Raw genomic sequence first — 18,502 nt, 5'->3', positions numbered from 1 at the left:
CCGGCAAGTCGGTCCGGAATTGCCCAACCCTTACTTGCTGTCCTTCACCTCCTCGAAGTCCACATCCTTCACTTCAGGGTCCGAGGTGCTGGTGGGGCCTTGCGCGTCGCCATTGGCCTGGGCCTGCTGGGCTGCGTTATACATCTCCTGGCTCGCGGCCTGGAATGCGGTGTTCAATTCAGCCATCAGCTTCTCACAGGCGTCCGCGTCCTGGGCCTTGTGCGCGTCCTTCAGGCGGGCTAGCGCATCCTCGATGGGCTTCTTCTTCTCATCGGGGATCTTGTCTCCGTAATCCTTCAGGCTCTTCTCGGTCTGGAAGATGAGGCTATCCGCAGCATTCAGCTTGTCCACCGTTTCCCGGGCCTTCTTATCGGCATCGGCATTGGCTTCGGCTTCCTTCTTCATCTTCTCGATCTCGTCCTTGCTCAGGCCGCTGCTGGCCTCGATCCGGATGCTCTGCTCCTTGCCGGTGGCCTTGTCCTTGGCACCTACGTGCAGGATGCCGTTGGCGTCGATATCAAAGGTGACCTCAATCTGCGGTACACCGCGTGGTGCAGGAGGAATGCCATCGAGGTGGAAGCGGCCGATGGTGCGGTTCCCGTTGGCCATGGGACGCTCGCCTTGCAGCACATGGATCTCCACGCTCGGCTGGCTGTCGCTGGCCGTGCTGAAGGTCTCGCTCTTCTTGGTGGGTATGGTGGTGTTGGCTTCGATGAGCTTGGTCATCACACCGCCCATGGTCTCGATGCCCAGGCTCAGCGGGGTCACGTCGAGCAGGAGCACGTCCTTCACATCGCCGGTGAGCACGCCGCCTTGGATCGCGGCGCCGATGGCTACCACTTCGTCCGGGTTCACGCCCTTGCTGGGCTCCTTGCCGAAGAACTTCTTCACCGCCTCCTGGATAGCCGGGATGCGCGTGCTGCCGCCCACGAGGATCACCTCGTCGATATCGCTGGTCTTTAGGCCGGCGTTCTTCAGCGCGCTCTCGCACGGGGCGATGGTTCGCTTGATCAGGCTGTCCGCGAGTTGCTCGAATTTGGCGCGGGTGAGGCTGCGCACGAGGTGCTGCGGGATGCCGTCGACCGGCATGATGTAGGGCAGGTTGATCTCGCTGCTGGTGGTGGAGCTGAGCTCGATCTTGGCTTTCTCAGCGGCTTCCTTCAGGCGTTGCAGGGCCATGGGGTCCTTGCGCAGATCGATGTTGAATTGGCCCTTGAACTCATCGGCGAGCCAGTCGATGATCACCTGATCGAAGTCGTCGCCGCCCAGGTGCGTGTCGCCGTCAGTGCTCTTCACCTCGAAGACTCCATCGCCCAATTCGAGCACGCTCACGTCGTGCGTGCCACCGCCGCAGTCGAAGACCACGATCTTCTGGTCCTTGTGCTTCTTGTCGAGGCCGTAGGCAAGGGCCGCAGCCGTGGGCTCGTTGATGATGCGGCGCACTTTGAGGCCCGCGATCTCTCCGGCCTCTTTGGTGGCCTGGCGCTGCGCATCGTTGAAATAGGCGGGCACGGTGATCACGGCCTCGCTCACGGTGGTGCCGAGGTAATCCTCGGCGGTCTTCTTCATCTTCTGCAGGATCATGGCGCTGATCTCCTGCGGGGTGAAGTGCCGGTCGCCGATGGCCACGCGCGGGGTGTTGCTGGCGCCGCGCTCCACGGTGTAGGGCATGCGCGCGATCTCCTTCGCGCATTCATCAAAGGAGTTGCCCATGAAGCGCTTGATGGAGGAGATGGTATTCTTGGGGTTGGTGATGGCCTGCCGCTTGGCCGGGTCGCCCACCTTGCGCTCGCCGCCCTCAACGAAGGCCACGATGCTGGGGGTGGTGCGCTTGCCCTCGCTATTGGCGATCACAACGGGCTCGTTGCCCTCCATCACGGAGACGCAGCTGTTGGTGGTGCCCAGGTCGATGCCGATGATCTTGCTCATGCTTCAGCGCCGATGCCCGGCGCAGGTGTTGGTGTGGTTGAGTGTTTGAATTGCGGGGCGCCGGGATCAACCACTATGCCATCTGGGAATTGCCCGGCTTGGCTGACACGAAGCCGCGGACCAAGCACCAAGCCTGGCCGATGCGCTGTCAGCTTGGCATGTCAGGGGCAGGGGAAGGCGTCCTGCGGGGAGCAGAAGTGCAGGTCGCCGGTATAGGGGCCGTTGATCAGTTCCTGGAATGACTGCGTGCTGAGCCGCTTGCCGCGGGTGGTCTTCTCGTAGCGGCTGCCCCAGACGCCAATGGCGTTCTCCAGGTTGCTGTAGGCCGGCCGATCGTTCACGATGCCGGTAACGGGCTCGGTCAGGGTCAAATAGGTGTGGAGATCGTCGTTGGCTACGGAGACCACGAAGTCCATGCCCCGGAAGATGCGGCGCTCTACGCTCTGCCAGCCGGACTGGCTCTTGATCAGGCTCTCCACGGCGGGATAGAAGGTGGTTCCGGAGAGGCGCACCGCCATATCCTCATTCACGAAGGAGGAGACCTTGGGGGAGCCAATCTTCTGGCTGATGCTGCGGGCCACGGTGTCTGTTCCGGTTACTTCGTCGTAGCGCATCCTCCAGGAAACCACGAAGCGCTTGCAATCGGCGCGGGAAGTCCAATTGAACTCGTAATCGGAGTAGTTGTCGCCAGCGATGTTGCGCAGGTTCACGCGTGCGCCGTTGGCCACCGTGTCCTGGTCCACGGGGTCCACCTTGAAGTCGTTGGTGATCGGTGTTTCAGCCGTGATGGTGCTGCCGTTCACGACCAGCACGAGACGGTAGCTATCGTCCTGCCAGAGGTACATCGGCGTTCCAAGGGATCCCGGAGGGAGCACTTGGGTGAACGAAGTGGTGAAATACTTGAGCTTCTGCACCGGCGCGTAGAAGGTGCCCGGCTCACGGTTCACCACGGTGGTATCAAGCAGGGGGAATGAATCGAGCAAAGCGCCGGAGCTGCTCACCCGGAAGACCTTGGCGTATGAGATGGCCTCGCCGCTGTACTCGCTGGAATCCTGCACCAGGGCCATGTCGAGCGCATTGCCCTCGCCGAGGAAGGCCTTGTTGATCTTCACGAAATGAACGGAGTCCTTCTGATTGAGCAGCCCGTAGACGATGGTGATGTCCTTGTACGGCTCGTTGATATCGAGCTCGGTGCTGCAAGCGGTGAGCAAGGAGGCGGCCAGGAGCGCGAAGGGGATTGAACGGTGCATGCGTTTGCCGATGGAGGCGGCCAAAGATAGCCGGGCGATCTTCGGAGGCTGCGCGGCTTGACCAACGGCCAGCTGCGGGCCATGAGCGGCGCGGGCTAGCTTTCGCCACCCATCCAATGGAAGCATGAGCACCGGATCCGCCGACGCCAAGCGCGTCACCACGCACACCTTGCAGGAAATGAAGTCCGGAGGCGTGCCCATCGCCATGCTCACGGCCTATGATTACTCGCTCGCGCGCCTAGTCGATGCGGCGGGCATCGATGTGATCCTGGTGGGCGACAGCGCCAGCAACGTGATGGCCGGGCACGAGACTACGCTGCCCATCACGCTTGATCAGATGATCTACCATGCAGGCGCCGTGGTGCGCGGCTGCCAGCGGGCACTGATCGTGGTCGACCTGCCCTTCGGCACCTATCAAGGCAACACCAAGGGTGCGCTCAACAGCGCCATCCGCATCATGAAGGAGAGCGGCGCGCATGCCGTGAAGCTCGAGGGCGGGCGCGAGGTGATCGGCTCTGTCGAGCGGATCCTAACAGCGGGCATCCCCGTGATGGGCCATCTCGGACTCACGCCGCAGAGCATCTACAAGTTCGGCACCTACGTAGTGCGCGCCAAGGAGGAGATCGAAGCGCAGCGCTTGCGCGAGGATGCCAAGCTCCTGGAAGAGGCTGGTTGTTTCGCACTCGTGCTCGAGAAGATTCCTGCCAAGCTCGCGGAAGAGGTGGCCAAGAGCGTGCAGATCCCTGTGATCGGCATCGGCGCTGGCGGCGGTGTCGATGGCCAGGTGCTGGTGCTCCACGACATGCTCGGCATCAACAAGGAGTTCAATCCACGCTTCCTGCGCCGCTACGCTGACTTGCACACGGTGATCTCCGATGCCGTGGTTGGCTACGTGCACGATGTGCGCAGCAGGGATTTCCCGAGCGCGAAGGAGCAGTACTAGCGTTTTGCCATTCCGGGCTCGACCCGGTGTCGCGAGTATCATGGCCTCATCATCGATCCCGGTTCTCTTCAGCGATCCATGGCTGCTTGCCGTATGCAAGCCCGCCGGCATGCCCGTGCAAGCCGATCCCACTGGCGATGAGGACCTGCTCACGCTGTTGCGGCGCGAGCGCAAGGAGCTTGCGCTGGAACTCGCGCACCGCATCGACCGGCCGGTGAGCGGACTGGTGCTGCTGGCGCGAACAGCGGAAGCGAACACCGCCTTGCAATCGCTCTTCCGGGAGCGGCGCATGGATAAGCGCTATTGGGCGATTGTGGAAGGACGTGTCGAAGTGGTGCAAGCAGAGTTGCGTCACGGAATCGCGCATGATGCGCGCAGGCACAAAGCGATCGTATCGAAGACTGCGGAGGGAGAGGAGGCCGTCACACGTGCGCGTCTTCTTGCACAAGGTGATCGCTACGCCTTGGTGGAGTGTTTGCCTGAAGGCGGCGCCTTCCATCAGATACGCGCGCAACTAGCGGCATGGGGCCATTGCATCATGGGCGATGTGAAGTACGGCGCGCGCCGCGCGATGAAGGATCGCAGCATTGGCTTGCATGCACGGTCGTTGCGGTTCACGCATCCGTTCACGAATGCTGAAGTGCTCGTTGAGGCGCCTTCGCCGAGCACGATGCCATGGCCTGCGCTGGTATCAATGGCCCATCCTCCACCTTCGGATCAACAAGGTTGATACATTGAGCGGCCAAACCCTGCCGCCAATGCTTCGATACGTACTCAGCTGCACTGTCACCGCCTGCGCATTCGCCCTCAGCGCGCAAACCCTCATCAGCGATTCGCTGCTGATCGCCTACACGCCCGCCGAGTTGGCCGCGCAAGGGATCCAAGGCGCCGATTACACCATCGAAGCGCACCGGCTCATCTATCATACTGTTGATCCTTTCGGTCAACCGACCATCGCCAGCGGCGCCGTGGTGGTTCCTGTTGGTTCAGTTTGTGAGCATGCCATGGCCACTTATCACCACGGCACCATTCTCAACCGGGAAGATGTGCCCTCGCGAATCAGCTCGGAGATGGTGGTGGGTTACTACCTCGGCGCCGATGATTACGTGGCCGTGCTGCCCGACTACCTCGGACTGGGCGACAGTCCCGGACCGCATCCTTACGTCCACGCTGCGTCTGAGGCAACGGCCAGCCGTGATATGATGCGCGCCGCGCGGGAGTTCTGCGCTCAGCAGGGCGTGCAGCTCAATGGCGAGATCTTCCTCATCGGCTATTCGCAAGGCGGCCATGCCTGTGCGGCCACGCACAAGCTGCTGCAGGAGCAGCATGCCGATGAGTTCACCGTCACTGCATCAGCCCCATGCAGCGGGCCGTACGATGTGAGCGGCGTGCAGGCGCAGGTGATGGTCTCTCCGGATCCCTATCCCGCACCGTACTACCTGCCTTACGTGATCCTCTCATACCGCTATGTCTATCCCTGGCTCTTCGGCGAGGTGAATGAGATCATCGAAGAGCCTTGGGCCACCGAGCTGCCGCCGCTCTTCCAAGGCAACAATGGCTCCGGGGTGGTGGACGACATCATGCCCGACGCGCCCAGCGAGATCCTCATCGACTCGGTGCTGCAGGCCTTCATCGATGACCCGGATCATCCCTTCCGCCAGGCGCTGCGCGATAACGACCTCTACGACTGGGCGCCCGCCTGTCCTACGCGCATCATCTATTGCGAAGGCGACGATCATGTGTTCTACCAGAACAGCACCGTCGCCATCGCCGCCATGCAGGGCAACGGCGCACCGGCCGTGCAAGGGCAGAGCGCGGGCGCCGGACTTGACCACAGCGGTTGCGCCTTCCCCGCGCTGCTGAATGCGAAGTCCTTCATCGACAGCCACCGCACGCCTTGCAGCTTCATCGGCATCGCGGAGAACGGGCGCACGCAATGGAGCATCGCACCGAATCCGGCGTCGGAGAGGGTGCGCATCGCCCGCGACAAGGCCGACGGTGCTGCGCAATGGCGTCTGGGTACGGCGGATGGGCGCATCATCATGAGCGGCCGTTTCGCTGCTGGTGCGGTTGAGCAATGGCTCGAGATCGCAGATCTCGCGAACGGGTTGTACGCAATCGAATTCGAAGGCGAACAGCAGGGCGCGGTGCTGAGGTTGGCGGTGGAGCGGTAAGCGCTCACACCGGATCCACATCCGCCACGAGCTGCACGGCGCGGTGCTCGGGCAATGCGAACACGCGGTCGATGCATTCGCGCACGAAGGCCTTCTCTTCGTGGTGCGCGCTGCGTCGCAGCTTCACCAGCAGGTTGCGGATGTGGCGGTCCTTCACCCAGGCCACGGCGGGGATATCGGGACCTAGCACGCGATCTCCCAAGTGCTCGCGGAGTGCTGATGCCAGATCCGCTGCGGCGGCGGCCACGCGCTCTTCGTTGCGGTGGCGTAGGGTAAGCGCCAGCACACGCAGGAAGGGCGGGTAGCCGTGGGTGCGACGGTGCTCGATCTCGCGCTGGTAGAAGCCTTCCACATCGTGCCGCGTCACCAGGTCGAGCACGGGATTGCGAACCTCATGCGCTTGGATGATCACGTTACCGGGCTTGTCCCTTCGGCCCGCGCGGCCCGCCACTTGCGCCATGAGCTGGAAGCCGCGTTCGTGCGCGCGGAAGTCGGGGAAGCGCAGCAGGCTGTCGGCGCTGAGGATGCCCACGGTGGTCACCTGATCGAAGTCGAGGCCCTTGGTCACCATCTGCGTGCCCACAAGGATGTCGATGGCGCCTTGCGCGAAGCCGGTGAGGATGCGATCGAGCGCCTGCCTTCCGCGCACGGTGTCCTGATCCATGCGGGCGATGCGCGCCTCAGGGAAGATCTCCGCGAGCTCCTCCTCGATCTTCTCCGTGCCGAAGCCGATCATGCGCAGGCGGTTGCTGCCGCATTGTGCGCACTGCGTGGGCGGCGGATAGGTCCTTCCGCAGTAGTGGCAGCGCAGCTGATGCAGCTTCTTGTGGTAGGTGAGGCTCACATCGCAGTGGTCGCAATTGGGCACGAAAGCGCAGCTCTCGCATTGCCACACGGGCACGTAGCCCCGCCGGTTCTGGAAGAGGATGGCTTGCTCGCGCTTCTTCAGCGCGGCATCGATCGCATCGATGAGCGGCTGGCTGAAGTGCCCGCGCATCTGCTTGCGGCGCTGGGCATCGCGGAGGTCCACCAAGGTGATGGCGGGCATGGCCACATCGCCATAGCGCGTGAGCAGCTCGGCGTATGCGTACTTGCCTGAATGCGCGTTGTACTGGCTCTCGAGGCTGGGCGTAGCGCTGCCGAGCAGGGTCTTGGCGCCATGCAAGGCGGCGAGCACGATGGCCATGTCTCGCGCGTGGTAGCGTGGCGCCGGTTCGTGCTGCTTGTAGCTGGGGTCGTGCTCTTCATCCACCACCGCAAGCCGAAGGTCATTGAAGGGCAGGAAGAGCGCCGAGCGCGCGCCCACGATGATCGGCGGCGCGTCCTTGCCATGAGCCATGCGCACCCAGAGTTCGGTGCGATCGCGTGCGGACATGCGGCTGTGGTACACCGCGATGCGCTCTCCGAATCGCGCGCGCAGCCGCTCGATGATCTGCGCCGTGAGGGCGATCTCCGGAAGCAGGTAGAGCACCTGCCCGCCATCGCGCACCGCCTCGTCGATAAGGGTGGTGTAGACCTCCGTTTTTCCGGATGAAGTGACTCCGCGCAGCAGCACGACATCCTTATCGGCGTGCCCGGAGCGTACCTGATCCAGCGCTGTTGCTTGCGCGGCGGAGAGCGTTGGACCGGCCTTGTCGATGAGCGCTTGCGCGGGCAGGCCGGCTTCGCGCTCATAGGTCTCGAAGAGGCCTTTCTCGATCAAGGGCTTCAGCGCAGCGGGGGAGGAGCCGCTGAGGTGCAGCAATCTGTTCTTCTCCACTTCGAGCGGATGGTCGCTCATGCAGCGGCTCAGCTCCACATAGCGCATGAGCAGGTGCAATTGCTTGGGCGCCTTCTTCTCCAGTTTGTCGAACCATTGGTGCAGCGCCTCTTCGCTGTGCGCCGCATCGGTGAGCTTCACGTAGGTCAGGGTCCGGGGCTTCCACGTTTCGCGCAATTCCTCTTCCACGATCACCACGCCTTCATCGATCAGGCGCTTGATCGCAGGCATGGGGTCCTTCAAGCCGAGCAGCTCGCCAGCTTCTTTCATGCTGAGCGCTTCGCGTTCGAGGAGTGCGGCGATCAGCACGCCAGAGCGATCGGTTCGCACTGGCTCTTCCGCGATGAATGGATTCACGACGATGCGCGTCTCGCTGCTCAGGGTGAGCTGCCCGGGCAAAGCCGCGATCATCACTTCGCCCAGCGTGCACAGGTAGTGCTCGGCGATGCGCTCCCACAGGAGGAATTGCCGCTCGGTGACGATGGGCGCGGCATCGAGCACGGAGAGGATCTCGCGGGTGCTGGTGAGGGGGGCTTCATCATGTAACCGGCGCACGAGCCCACCGTAGAGCTTACCGCCACGTCCGAAAGGCACGGCCACGCGCATGCCTGCAGCCACGGCCGCACCTTCTGGCAGGCTGAAGGTGAATCGTCCCGGTACGGCCAGCGGCAGGATCACATCAGCGAATCGCGGCATCGTGCAAAGGTGGGCGTGGAGCGCATGCCTTAGGGTGTCGGTCATGCAAGTGTCAGGGTGCTTGTGCAGATCTGCTCTCCAGGGCAACAAAGCGGACGATTCGATTGTCTTGTGGGCATGGCACGCATGAATGGAACCAAGACGAAGCGTGAGGTGCCCAGCGAAACGTTGAGCGCCTCGGTGTATGAGCAGCCCACGCCGATGTGGAACCGTTACTATCAGGCCATGCGCAAGCGGATCCGGTTCCCACGTTACTACAAGCGCGCGGTGAACTGGTGAGGATCGCACACGCGGCTGTTGGTGGAGGACCGTGAGGACCGGGCGCGGTGGACAGCGCCCGGATACTTTCACCGCCGAATGAGCCAGACCGCGCGCAGCACCACTACGGCAATCGTCGTTTTGGGGGCCTTGTTCTTCCTTTTCGGATTCGTCACCTGGATCAACGGGCCGCTGATCAGCTACCTGAAGATCGTCTGCGAACTGCGGAAGGGAGCGGAGCCGTTCTACGTCACGCTGGCATTCTATATCGCATATGCGGTCACCGCCTTGCCGATGGCGATGGTACTTAAGCGCACGGGCATGAAACGGGGCATGATGTTCGGCCTCTGGGTGATGGCGCTCGGCGCGGTGCTCTTCGTTCCAGCGGCGCTCGGGCGATCCTATCCGCTCTTCTTGTTGGGCCTGTTCGTCATCGGCACTGGTCTTTCGCTGCTGCAGACCGCGAGCAATCCGTATATCACGGTGGTTGGGCCCATTGAAAGCGCAGCTGCACGGATCAGCATCATGGGCATCTGCAACAAGATAGCCGGGGTGGCGGCGCCTTTCATCCTCGGGGCGGTGCTCCTTGGCGATGCCGATGCGCTGCAAGCCGAGATCGATGCGCTGGAGGGGCCTGCCCTTGCGGGCCGGCTCAATGAGGTGGCGTTGCGGATCCTCCAGCCGTATGCCGTGATGGCCGTCGTCCTTTTCGCGCTCGGGCTGCTCGTGCGTTTCGCGCCGTTGCCGGATCTGGATCCCGAGGTGGACTCCACCACGGAGCAAGGTGATGGGCGCACCGTGCTGAGCTTCCCGAACCTGGTGCTTGGCGTGGCGGCGCTCTTCCTGTACGTGGGGGCCGAAGTGATCGCTGGCGATACGATCGGGGTTTATGCCGGAACGCAGGGCGTTCCGCTCTCGGAGGCCAAGCACCTGACCTCTTATACCCTCATCTGCATGGTGGTGGGCTACGTCATCGGCATCGCACTGATTCCTCGATTCATCTCGCAGGCCAAGGCTTTGCAGGCTTCAGCGCTGGTGGGCTTGGCGGGCACGTTGGCCGCCGTTACCATTCAAGGATACGGCTCGGTGCTGTGCATCGCTTTGCTCGGGCTGGCCAATGCGCTGGTATGGCCGGCGATCTGGCCCTTGGCGATTGATGGACTCGGCCGCCATACGAAGACGGCGAGCGCGCTTCTGATCATGGCCATCGCGGGTGGAGCATTGCTGCCATTGGCATATGGGGCATTGGCGGACGCTCCTAGGCTCGGCCCCCAACTGGCTTATCTGATCCTCATCCCGTGCTACCTCTTCATCGGTTGGTACAGTGTGCGCGGATGGCGCTTGAAGAGCTGGTGATCCCGGCCTTGAATCAATACGTGTTGAAAACTGGATGGCAAGGGCAAGAAGGCCTCGGAACCATGATTCTACCTTCGGTGCCGTTAACACACCGGGCAGCATGTCATTGAAACGATCCCTACGAGCCTTGCCGGCCGTGGCCTTGCTCTCATTGGTCTCCGCCTGTGGAGGCGGCAGCAGCGATGGCCAGCAACAAAGCACCGATTCGCTCACCACCCAGGCCACCGATAAGGAATCAGAGCTGATCGGCATCGGCGGCAAGTTCTTCAGCGTGCCCTCGCCGGTGCAGGCCGCGCTGGCGGTGAAGAAGGCCGGGCTCAAGTACCAGAAGGACCTCACGGCGCCCTTGGAGAAGGGCGATGCGATGACCGCCCGCATGGCGCAAGCCCTGATGCTGGGCGTCTATGGCGCGGACATGTCCTACGCCACCGTGCATCGCGACCCCCAGCGCGCTTTGGCCACGCTTGAGACCATCGAGAAGCTGGGTGGCAAGCTCGAGCTCAGCAATGCCTTCGATAAGGCCCTGGTGGAGCGTTTCAAGGCCAACATGGGCAGCGAGGACAGCCTGCTTCGCTTCAGCGGCATGGCTTTCCGCGCCGCCGATCAATACTTGAAGACCAACGACGCGCTGGATGTGAGCGCATGGGTGCTGGCGGGCGGCTGGGTAGAGGGCATGCACCTGACCCTCGCGGATCCAGCAGCTGCATCGAACGCTGATCTCATGGCGCGCATCGGCGAGCAGAAGGGCACCCTCGATGGGCTCCTCACAGTGGTCGATGGCATCAATGCCGACGGCGCGAGCGATGCCCTGATGAAGGGCCTGAAGGAATTGCGGCGGGAGATGGATGGCGTGAAGACCACTTACGTGTACGAGGCTCCGGTGACCGATGCCGCGAAGATGACCACCTACATCAACAGCAAGAGCACCGCGGAAGTGAGCGCTGAGCAGCTCGCCGCCATCGCCGCCAAGGTGGCCGCCTTGCGCAACATGATCCTTGCCTGACCATGAAACGCACCCTATTAGCACTTCTGCTGGTTTCCGCCGCCGCCTCCGCTGGCGCTCAGGGCATCTGCCAGGGCATCGCGGCCCGTTGCGAGCAGCACATCGCAGCTAATTACATTCCCGATGGCCAGTTCTACCGTGCGCTCTTGCAGGGCGATGAGGTGGCCGAGTTCGGCCTCACGTTGTTCGGCGGCACCACGTACCGCGTCGCTGCTTGCAGTGGTGACACCGATGGGAACCTGATCTTCAGCGTGTACGACACAGCCAAGGAGCGGAACCTGCTCTTCACCAACAAGGACCACCGGAACGCGCCCTACTGGGACTTGGCCATTGCCAGCACCCTTGATGTGGTTGTGGAAGCCACCCTCGACCCGAGCAAGGCAGGCAGTGGCTGCGCGGTGATGCTCATCGGCTTCAAGCGGTAGCCCTCCTCCGGAACTTTTGGGCGCCCCTCCCGTTGAGAGGGGCGCTCTTTTTGGGACCTTCTCGGATCCCGGCGGGAGTGGTGCGCATGAGCGAGAAGATACTCAAGGCCTTATTGCAGCTGTTCGCGATCATCGCCAGGGGCGAGGCGGTGGGCTTGGGCGCCCGTCCAGAGAACGCCGCCATACTTGAGCGTTTCCTACGCAAGCAATTCAGTCCGGAGACCGCTGCTGCGCACATGGCCCGTTACCAGGCCTTCGTGCAGGCCTTCCATGGGAGCAGCAGTGGCAAGGCGGCCCGCAAGCGCACCTCGCTCAATTCGGTGAAGGTCCTCAAGATCTGCACGCAGGTGAATGAGGAGCTGAACCAGCGCCAGAAGTTCGTGGTGCTCCTGCACCTGCTGGAGTTCATCCACGCCGATGGCGTGGTGAGCCGGCAAGAGGATGAATTCGTGAGCATCGTGGCGGACACGTTCAATATCGCGCAGTCCGATTTCGCCCGATGCCGGGCTTTCGTCTGTGCGGAGGAGGAGCAGCGCCTCGACGCGGAGCAATTGCTCTACATCAATAGCGCTGCCACCTGCGGACTGGCGTCGGCCAAGCACCTGCACGCGCATGGATTGGATGGCGAGGTGCGGGTGCTGCACGTGCCCAGCGTTCACCTCTATGTGATGCGCTACAGCGGGCGCGATGAGCTCCTGCTCAACGGCCAGCGCGTGGGCTCCGGCGGGCATTACGTGCTTGAGAACGGAAGCAGCATGCGCCCGCCCAGCGGAGTGCCCATATACTACAGCGACATCCTGCAGGCCTTCATGGCCAAGCAGGGCCGGCCGCGCATCGTGTTCCGCGCCGATGGCATCGAGTACGAATTCCCCAACGGCCGCATGGGCCTGCACGAGCTGCACCTGGCTGAGACCAGTGGCAAGCTCATTGGGATCATGGGTGGCAGCGGCAGCGGTAAGAGCACGCTGCTGAACCTGTTGAATGGCAACCTGGTGCCCACGCGCGGCCGGGTTACCATCAACGGCATCGATGTGCATCGTGAGCGTGACCGGATCCGGGGCGTCATCGGCCACGTGAGCCAGGACGACCTGCTCATCGAGGAGCTCACCGTCTATCAGAACCTCTTCTTCAACGCTAAGCTCAGCTTCGGGGACCAGAGCGATGCACAGGTGGCCGAGCGCACCTTGCGCATGCTGCAGACACTCGGCCTCTACGAGACCAAGGACCTGAAGGTGGGAAGCCCGTTGGAGAAGACCATCAGCGGCGGCCAGCGCAAGCGGCTCAATATCGCCTTGGAGCTGATCCGGGAGCCCAGCGTGCTCTTCGTGGATGAACCCACCAGCGGCCTGAGCTCACGCGACAGCGAGAACATCATGGACCTGCTCAAGGAGCTCGCCCTGCGCGGCCGGGTGGTCTTCGTGGTGATCCATCAACCGTCATCAGACATCTTCAAGCTCTTCGACAAGCTCCTGCTCATGGATCAGGAGGGGCACCCCGTGTACAGCGGCGATCCCGTTGACGCGGTGGTGTACTTCAAGCGCGTGACCGGTCAGGTGAACAGCGAGCAAGGGCAATGCGCAGCGTGCGGCAACGTGAACCCGGAGCAGATCTTCAATATCCTGGAGGCTCGGCTGGTCGATCAGTACGGCAATGAGACCGATCAGCGCCGCATCGGGCCGGACGCCTGGAACGAGGTGTTCCGAGCGCAGATGGCCGTTCGCGTGGCGCAAGTTCCCGATGAGCGCAATGTGCCGAAGAGCACCTTCACGATCCCTGGCCGGCTGCGGCAGATGCGCGTGTACTTCAAGCGCGACCTGTTGAGCAAGCTGGCCAACCGGCAATACGTGCTGATCAATCTGCTGGAAGCGCCGGTGCTGGCCTTCTTCATGTCGTTCTTCCTGCGCTATGCCGGGGATGCTGGGTACGTGTACCGCACCAACGCCAACATGCCGCAGTACCTGTTCATCGCCGTGATCGTGGCGCTCTTCCTGGGCCTCACGGTGAGCGCCGAGGAGATCCTGCGCGACCGCAAGATCCTCGCCCGCGAGAAGTTCCTGGATCTGAGCTGGCTCAGTTACCTGATGAGCAAGCTCGGCATCCTCTTCGGCATCTCGGCCATTCAGACCGGGCTGTTCGTGCTGGTGGGCAACGCGGTGCTCGGCATCGAGGCGCTGGGCTGGGCGCACTGGCTGGTGCTGTTCAGCGCTAGCTGCTTCGCGAACGCACTGGGCCTGAATGTGAGCGCCACCTTCAGCAGCGCCAAGGTCATCTACATCCTGATCCCGGTGCTGATCATCCCGCAGCTGCTCTTCAGCGGCATCATCGTGAAGTTCGATCGCTTGCACCCGCTCTTCGCTTCAGAGAAGGGGGTTCCCTGGATCGGCAATGTGATGGCCAGCCGCTGGGCCTACGAGGCGCTGGCCGTCACGCAGTTCAAGGAGAATCCGTACGAGCGCGAGTTCTATGCGTGGGACCTGCGCATGAAAACGGCGAATTGGAAGAAGGACCTCTGGTTGAGTGAATTGCGCAACCACATCGACAGGGCCAAGGCCGTGATTGAGGGGCGTGCGGGAGGCCAGGCCGACCTCGACGCATCATTAGCCCTGTTGCGATCGGAATTGGAGAAGGAGGAGCGCCAATTGGCCGGTTTCAGCGTGCCTGGACTAGGGGGGCTCTCAGCCTCGACCGTTCGCCCGGAGGAGTTGCACGCCATCAGCGAAGCCCTGGAGACGCTCACTCAGCACTACCGCAGCGTTTACAAGGAGGCCGAGCGCGCGAAAGAGCGCCGCATCGCCGAGATGACGGCCACCCCAGAGCTACGAGCCGACTATTTCGACCTGCTCGACCGCTACCGCAATGACGGGCTGGCCGATGTGGTCACCAATAAGAATGACCTGCGCGTGATCGTGGAGAACCGTGGTGAATTGATCCGCAAGAGCGACCCCATCTACATGGAGCCGCTATCTGGAGGCCCGCTCAGCGCTCACTTCTATGCACCGGCCAAGCTCCTCTTCGGCGTGCGGGTGAGTACCCTGGCCGCGAACGTGGCGGTGATCTGGATGATGAGCCTGATGCTCTTTGGCGCGCTTTACCTGGAGCTCTTCAAGAAGGCCGGCAGGCTGCTGCCGAGGATGGCCAGCCGCGTCCGCTAATCGCCGCTGACCTCGGCGATCTGGATCATCTTGAAAGGCAGGTTGATGATCCCCGAGTAATCCTCACCCGCTTCGAGCATGTCCTCATCGTCGGCCTCATAGTGCCAGAGCACGGTGACCTCATTCCCGGCGCTGCGGATCGGCTCCAGCCGCTTGAACACATCGAGGATGCACTTGCTGCTGCTCGTGTTGAAGTATTCGAGCTGCACATGCAGCGCGGTCTTCGCATTCGGGTTGCGGCCGTACTTCTCGATCCAATCGATCAGCGGCTTGTAGAAATCGATGCTGTTCTCCGGGATGGAGCGGCCCTTGAGCTCGAGCAGTCCGGATGCGGGGTCGAAATGCACGTGCGGGGTCTTGGGGCTGCCTTCGAGGTGGAGCGGTTCCATGGCGTTCTGGTCTAGGTGTTCACGTTCACGTTCAGGCTGAAGAAGGCACTGTCCTTATCGTACGGAACGAAGGCATAGCCGAGCTTGCCCCCGCTGCGCCGAGCGATGTCGATCATGCCCAGCCCGCCACCGCCGGCTTCTGAATACTTGCCATCGGCCAGCTTGGCAAGGTACCATTCGCGGAGCGCTTCGGCGTTGAGCGAGTTGATCCGGTCCAAGTGGTTCTTGAGCATGTCCACATCGGCGCCGTGCATGAAATTGCCGGTGAGCACGGAATAGCCCGTGTCGGTTCGCGCGAGCATGACCACCCCGTGCGGATCGGAGGTGGTTTCACGTCCATCATGGGCCGCTCGCAGATGCCCGTTGTGATGATAGAGGTTCTGCAGGCATTCGACCACCACGTTGAATACGCGTTTGCGCGCTTTGGCGTCAGGCTCCATGCCTTCGAGCTTTCGCTCCACCAGATTGAGCAGCACGGTGATCAATTCGGGCGAAAGCCCTCCTTTGAACGAGAGCATCACGCGGTGCTTCTCCAATTCATCATACAGGTCGTGGATACGGTCGAGCAGGTCGGCCATGTGGCTTGGGGCGGAGAGCCTTACAAAACAAGACCGGCGGGGTCAGGGCCTCGTATAGCAGGGGGCGGAGTTATCCACGCCCGTATGTCAGCCCGCTTGTTTGCCCCGGCCTACATTCGCGCTCAGCAAATGGGCTGGTACAGGAACTGGTTCGGCACCCCGTACTACAAGCTGCTCTACGGCCACCGCGACGAAACGGAGGCCCGGGCTTGGGTCGAAGCAATCCAGAGCCGGTGGGCCCTTCCTGCAGGTTCTCGCGTGCTCGATCTGGCTTGCGGCCGCGGGCGCCATGCGCGGTATTTCGCGTCATTGGGCTTCCACGTGACCGGGGCGGACCTCAGTCCGGAGAGCATCCAGGAGGCGCGCGATGCGGTTCCCGAGGCGCGGTTCATTGAGCATGACATGCGCGATCCGATCAGGAATGCCCGGTTCGATGGCATCGCCTGCCTGTTCACCAGTCTGGGTTACTTCGATTCCCTCCTCGACGATCAGAGCGTGCTCGATGCGGTGGCGGCGATGCTCGCGCCCGGTGGGCGGTTCGTGCTCGATTTCATGAATGCCCCCTTGGTGCTCCGTGAACTGGTGGCGGCCGAGGAACATGAAGTCGGTGAGGTGCGTTTTGAGGTGACCCGGCATTGTGAGGGTGATGTGCTGGTGAAGCGCATCGCGGTCATTGATAAGGGATGCTCGCATCTGTTCGAGGAGCGCGTACAAGCCCTGAGCCCGGCCCAGATCGAAGGCATGGCCTTGAAGGCAGGCCTTTTCATTGAGGACCGCACCGATGGTCCGGTTCTCGAACCTTTCGACCCCGAGCGCTCGAAGCGCTTCGTACTCTGGACCCGTAAGCCTCACGCATGATTCCTTTTGTCGCGCTTCTCTTCTTCGCTTTGCCCATGATCGCCGGCGCGGCCGTTCGTGTGGTACGGCCTGATCAGAAATGGCTGCGATTGCTGCTCGGCTTCAGCGGCGCCTTTCTGGTGAGCGTGGTCTTTCTGCACATGCTGCCCGAGCTCTACGAGGAGGAAGGGGCCATGATCGGAGCGTGGGTGCTGGGTGGCTTCCTGCTGCAAGTGGTGCTGGAATTCTTCAGTGAGGGCATCGAGCATGGCCACATCCATGTGCATGCACGGCACGGTGCCAAAGCCGCCCTGCCCTGGCTCACCATGGCCAGTCTCTTCCTGCACTCCTTCACCGAGGGCATGCCCTTCGCCGATGAGCGTGTGGCCAGCAATGCTCCATTCCTGACTGGCGTGGTGCTGCACAAGGTTCCCATGGCCATCGCCCTGGCCACCGTGCTGCTCAAATCAGGCGTGCCATCGGGCTCAAGCTGGCTCATGCTGGTGCTCTTCGCACTGGCCGCACCGTTGGGCATCGGTGCCGGCACCCTTGCTGGCGGTTGGATGGATGGCCACTTCCTGCACCGCATGCTGGGCCTGGCCATCGGCATGCTGCTGCACATCGGCACCACCATCATCTTCGAGAGCGCGCCCGATCACCGCTTCAACGCCGCGCGATTCGCTGCCGTGATCATCGGGGTGGTGCTGGCGGCTTTGGCCGTGCATTGATTTTTTCTGCGGAACGCATACGGATCGCGATCGCGCCCCGTTACTTTGCAGCGCAAAGAGCTTTGCACATGAACCAACAGGAGCACCTCGACGAGCTGGCCCGCATCCGCGGCCTAATGGATCGCAGCACCCGATTCCTGAGCCTCAGCGGGCTGAGCGGGGTGATTGCTGGCGTTGCGGCGCTGTTCGGGGCCTTCGCGGCGCGCGAGCATCACCTGGCGCTGGTTTGGAGTCGCGATTACACTGGCTATTCCGGCGAGACGATCGTGCTGGGCCCAATGAGCCGACAGGATGCGTGGTGGGACCATGTGACCTTCCTGTTGGCCGATGGCGCCCTCGTGCTCGCGGTGGCGCTGCTCGGAGCGTTCTGGTTCACTTGGCGGCGGAGCAAGCGCACGGGACAGGGCCTGTGGGATGCGAGCGCGCGGCGCATGGTGGCGAACCTGTTCCTGCCCTTGGTCGGTGGTGGGCTCTTCTCCCTGGCGCTCATCCTGAACGGTGCCGTCCAGCTGGTGCCAGCTGCAACGCTGCTCTTCTATGGCATCGCGCTGCTCAATGCGAGCAAGTACACCCTTGACGAGATCCGCTGGCTCGGCCTGAGCGATATGGCCCTCGGCGCGGTGGCCGCTTTCTGGGCCGATGCCGGCCTGCTCTTCTGGGCGCTGGGCTTCGGCGTGCTGCACATCTTCTATGGCGGCCTCATGTGGCTGCGTCACGAGCGTGGAGGTGAGAAGGCATGATAGAAGGGCTCCATAAAGCATTCGAGAGCCGGGTGCGCTTGGGCATCATGGCCGTGCTCGCCGTGAATGAGTGGGTGGACCATGCGCAATTGAAGGAGCTCCTAGGCGTTACCGATGGCAACCTCGCCAGCCACTTGTCCGCCTTGGAGGAATTGAAGTACGTGCAGGTGCGCAAGCGCTTCATCGGCAAGCGCCCCAACACCAGCTACAAGGCGACCGCAGCCGGCGGGCGCGCATTCCGTGATCACCTCGACGCCATCGAGCGCCTCATACCCAAACCTTGAC

17 protein-coding genes are annotated in these 18,502 nt (G+C 62.6%); 12 read left to right on the top strand and 5 right to left on the bottom strand.

The window, feature by feature from the left end; translation table 11 throughout:
• Positions 1-30: 30 nt before the first annotated feature.
• Positions 31-1,929 (bottom strand): molecular chaperone DnaK, encoded by a 1,899-nt coding sequence (dnaK, locus tag IPM12_14095; GenBank protein MBK9148936.1) that lies wholly within the window; start codon positions 1,927-1,929, stop codon positions 31-33.
• Positions 1,930-2,090: 161 nt separating this feature from the next.
• The gene (locus tag IPM12_14090; protein MBK9148935.1) at positions 2,091-3,179 is read right to left on the bottom strand and encodes a DUF4249 family protein; all 1,089 of its coding nucleotides are present in this window, start codon (positions 3,177-3,179) and stop codon (positions 2,091-2,093) included.
• 124 nt (positions 3,180-3,303) lie between these two features.
• On the opposite strand from IPM12_14090, the gene panB reads away from it, so the two are divergent.
• From panB to IPM12_14075, 3 genes are read left to right on the top strand one after another with little or no spacing between them, the layout of a single operon-like run.
• Positions 3,304-4,122, top strand: coding sequence for a 3-methyl-2-oxobutanoate hydroxymethyltransferase (panB, locus tag IPM12_14085; protein MBK9148934.1), 819 nt, complete (start codon positions 3,304-3,306; stop codon positions 4,120-4,122).
• Positions 4,123-4,162: 40 nt separating this feature from the next.
• Positions 4,163-4,852 carry an RluA family pseudouridine synthase gene (locus IPM12_14080; GenBank protein ID MBK9148933.1) on the top strand — a complete coding sequence of 230 codons (690 nt, stop codon included), beginning with the start codon at positions 4,163-4,165 and terminating at the stop codon, positions 4,850-4,852.
• A 28-nt stretch (positions 4,853-4,880) separates the two neighbouring features.
• Entirely contained in the window at positions 4,881-6,296 is a 1,416-nt protein-coding gene (locus IPM12_14075; protein ID MBK9148932.1) for an alpha/beta fold hydrolase, read from the top strand.
• Positions 6,297-6,300: 4 nt separating this feature from the next.
• Here the strand turns inward: IPM12_14075 and priA are convergent, their stop codons facing one another.
• Positions 6,301-8,751 (bottom strand): primosomal protein N', encoded by a 2,451-nt coding sequence (gene priA, locus IPM12_14070; protein MBK9148931.1) that lies wholly within the window; start codon positions 8,749-8,751, stop codon positions 6,301-6,303.
• 117 nt (positions 8,752-8,868) lie between these two features.
• On the opposite strand from priA, the gene IPM12_14065 reads away from it, so the two are divergent.
• The 5 genes from IPM12_14065 (at position 8,869) to IPM12_14045 (ending at position 14,945) form a co-directional block, all read left to right on the top strand.
• Positions 8,869-9,030, top strand: a complete 162-nt coding sequence (locus IPM12_14065; GenBank protein ID MBK9148930.1) for a hypothetical protein — start codon at positions 8,869-8,871, stop codon at positions 9,028-9,030.
• A gap of 78 nt (positions 9,031-9,108) precedes the next feature.
• The gene (locus IPM12_14060; GenBank protein ID MBK9148929.1) at positions 9,109-10,365 is read left to right on the top strand and encodes a sugar MFS transporter; all 1,257 of its coding nucleotides are present in this window, start codon (positions 9,109-9,111) and stop codon (positions 10,363-10,365) included.
• A 100-nt stretch (positions 10,366-10,465) separates the two neighbouring features.
• Entirely contained in the window at positions 10,466-11,368 is a 903-nt protein-coding gene (locus IPM12_14055) for a hypothetical protein (protein ID MBK9148928.1), read from the top strand.
• A gap of 2 nt (positions 11,369-11,370) precedes the next feature.
• Complete coding sequence (locus tag IPM12_14050; protein MBK9148927.1) at positions 11,371-11,793, top strand: hypothetical protein; 423 nt, start codon at positions 11,371-11,373, stop codon at positions 11,791-11,793.
• 86 nt (positions 11,794-11,879) lie between these two features.
• The gene (locus IPM12_14045) at positions 11,880-14,945 is read left to right on the top strand and encodes an ATP-binding cassette domain-containing protein (GenBank protein ID MBK9148926.1); all 3,066 of its coding nucleotides are present in this window, start codon (positions 11,880-11,882) and stop codon (positions 14,943-14,945) included.
• Here the strand turns inward: IPM12_14045 and IPM12_14040 are convergent.
• Together IPM12_14040 and IPM12_14035 are read right to left on the bottom strand one after the other, a co-directional pair.
• A complete protein-coding gene (locus IPM12_14040) occupies positions 14,942-15,334 on the bottom strand; it encodes a DUF1987 domain-containing protein (GenBank protein MBK9148925.1) in 393 nt (130 codons plus the stop codon). The genes IPM12_14045 and IPM12_14040 overlap by 4 nt on opposite strands.
• Positions 15,335-15,345: 11 nt before the next feature.
• Positions 15,346-15,912 (bottom strand): hypothetical protein, encoded by a 567-nt coding sequence (locus IPM12_14035; protein ID MBK9148924.1) that lies wholly within the window; start codon positions 15,910-15,912, stop codon positions 15,346-15,348.
• A 129-nt stretch (positions 15,913-16,041) separates the two neighbouring features.
• On the opposite strand from IPM12_14035, the gene IPM12_14030 reads away from it, so the two are divergent.
• The 4 genes from IPM12_14030 (at position 16,042) to IPM12_14015 (ending at position 18,501) form a co-directional block, all read left to right on the top strand.
• Positions 16,042-16,770, top strand: coding sequence for a methyltransferase domain-containing protein (locus tag IPM12_14030; GenBank protein MBK9148923.1), 729 nt, complete (start codon positions 16,042-16,044; stop codon positions 16,768-16,770).
• The gene (locus IPM12_14025) at positions 16,767-17,477 is read left to right on the top strand and encodes a ZIP family metal transporter (protein ID MBK9148922.1); all 711 of its coding nucleotides are present in this window, start codon (positions 16,767-16,769) and stop codon (positions 17,475-17,477) included. Before IPM12_14030 ends, IPM12_14025 begins: the two co-directional genes overlap by 4 nt.
• Before the next feature lie 68 nt (positions 17,478-17,545).
• Complete coding sequence (locus IPM12_14020) at positions 17,546-18,217, top strand: hypothetical protein (GenBank protein MBK9148921.1); 672 nt, start codon at positions 17,546-17,548, stop codon at positions 18,215-18,217.
• Positions 18,214-18,501, top strand: a complete 288-nt coding sequence (locus IPM12_14015) for a transcriptional regulator (GenBank protein MBK9148920.1) — start codon at positions 18,214-18,216, stop codon at positions 18,499-18,501. Before IPM12_14020 ends, IPM12_14015 begins: the two co-directional genes overlap by 4 nt.
• Position 18,502: the final 1 nt, after the last annotated feature.

The sequence above is a fragment of the Flavobacteriales bacterium genome (assembly GCA_016716605.1).
Lineage (GTDB): Bacteria > Bacteroidota > Bacteroidia > Flavobacteriales_F > PHOS-HE28 > PHOS-HE28.
The sequence above is the reverse complement of the archived record's forward strand: the minus strand, read 5'-3'. Positions and strand labels throughout refer to the sequence as shown.

Excerpts from the sequence above, each read along its gene's own strand:
- dnaK (MBK9148936.1), bottom strand. The coding sequence starts at position 1,929 with ATGAGCAAGATCATCGGCATCGACCTGGGCACCACCAACAGCTGCGTC.
- IPM12_14090 (MBK9148935.1), bottom strand. The coding sequence starts at position 3,179 with ATGCACCGTTCAATCCCCTTCGCGCTCCTGGCCGCCTCCTTGCTCACC.
- panB (MBK9148934.1), top strand. The coding sequence starts at position 3,304 with ATGAGCACCGGATCCGCCGACGCCAAGCGCGTCACCACGCACACCTTG.
- IPM12_14080 (MBK9148933.1), top strand. The coding sequence starts at position 4,163 with ATGGCCTCATCATCGATCCCGGTTCTCTTCAGCGATCCATGGCTGCTT.
- IPM12_14075 (MBK9148932.1), top strand. The coding sequence starts at position 4,881 with ATGCTTCGATACGTACTCAGCTGCACTGTCACCGCCTGCGCATTCGCC.
- priA (MBK9148931.1), bottom strand. The coding sequence starts at position 8,751 with ATGCCGCGATTCGCTGATGTGATCCTGCCGCTGGCCGTACCGGGACGA.
- IPM12_14065 (MBK9148930.1), top strand. The coding sequence starts at position 8,869 with ATGGCACGCATGAATGGAACCAAGACGAAGCGTGAGGTGCCCAGCGAA.
- IPM12_14060 (MBK9148929.1), top strand. The coding sequence starts at position 9,109 with ATGAGCCAGACCGCGCGCAGCACCACTACGGCAATCGTCGTTTTGGGG.
- IPM12_14055 (MBK9148928.1), top strand. The coding sequence starts at position 10,466 with ATGTCATTGAAACGATCCCTACGAGCCTTGCCGGCCGTGGCCTTGCTC.
- IPM12_14050 (MBK9148927.1), top strand. The coding sequence starts at position 11,371 with ATGAAACGCACCCTATTAGCACTTCTGCTGGTTTCCGCCGCCGCCTCC.
- IPM12_14045 (MBK9148926.1), top strand. The coding sequence starts at position 11,880 with ATGAGCGAGAAGATACTCAAGGCCTTATTGCAGCTGTTCGCGATCATC.
- IPM12_14040 (MBK9148925.1), bottom strand. The coding sequence starts at position 15,334 with ATGGAACCGCTCCACCTCGAAGGCAGCCCCAAGACCCCGCACGTGCAT.
- IPM12_14035 (MBK9148924.1), bottom strand. The coding sequence starts at position 15,912 with ATGGCCGACCTGCTCGACCGTATCCACGACCTGTATGATGAATTGGAG.
- IPM12_14030 (MBK9148923.1), top strand. The coding sequence starts at position 16,042 with ATGGGCTGGTACAGGAACTGGTTCGGCACCCCGTACTACAAGCTGCTC.
- IPM12_14025 (MBK9148922.1), top strand. The coding sequence starts at position 16,767 with ATGATTCCTTTTGTCGCGCTTCTCTTCTTCGCTTTGCCCATGATCGCC.
- IPM12_14020 (MBK9148921.1), top strand. The coding sequence starts at position 17,546 with ATGAACCAACAGGAGCACCTCGACGAGCTGGCCCGCATCCGCGGCCTA.
- IPM12_14015 (MBK9148920.1), top strand. The coding sequence starts at position 18,214 with ATGATAGAAGGGCTCCATAAAGCATTCGAGAGCCGGGTGCGCTTGGGC.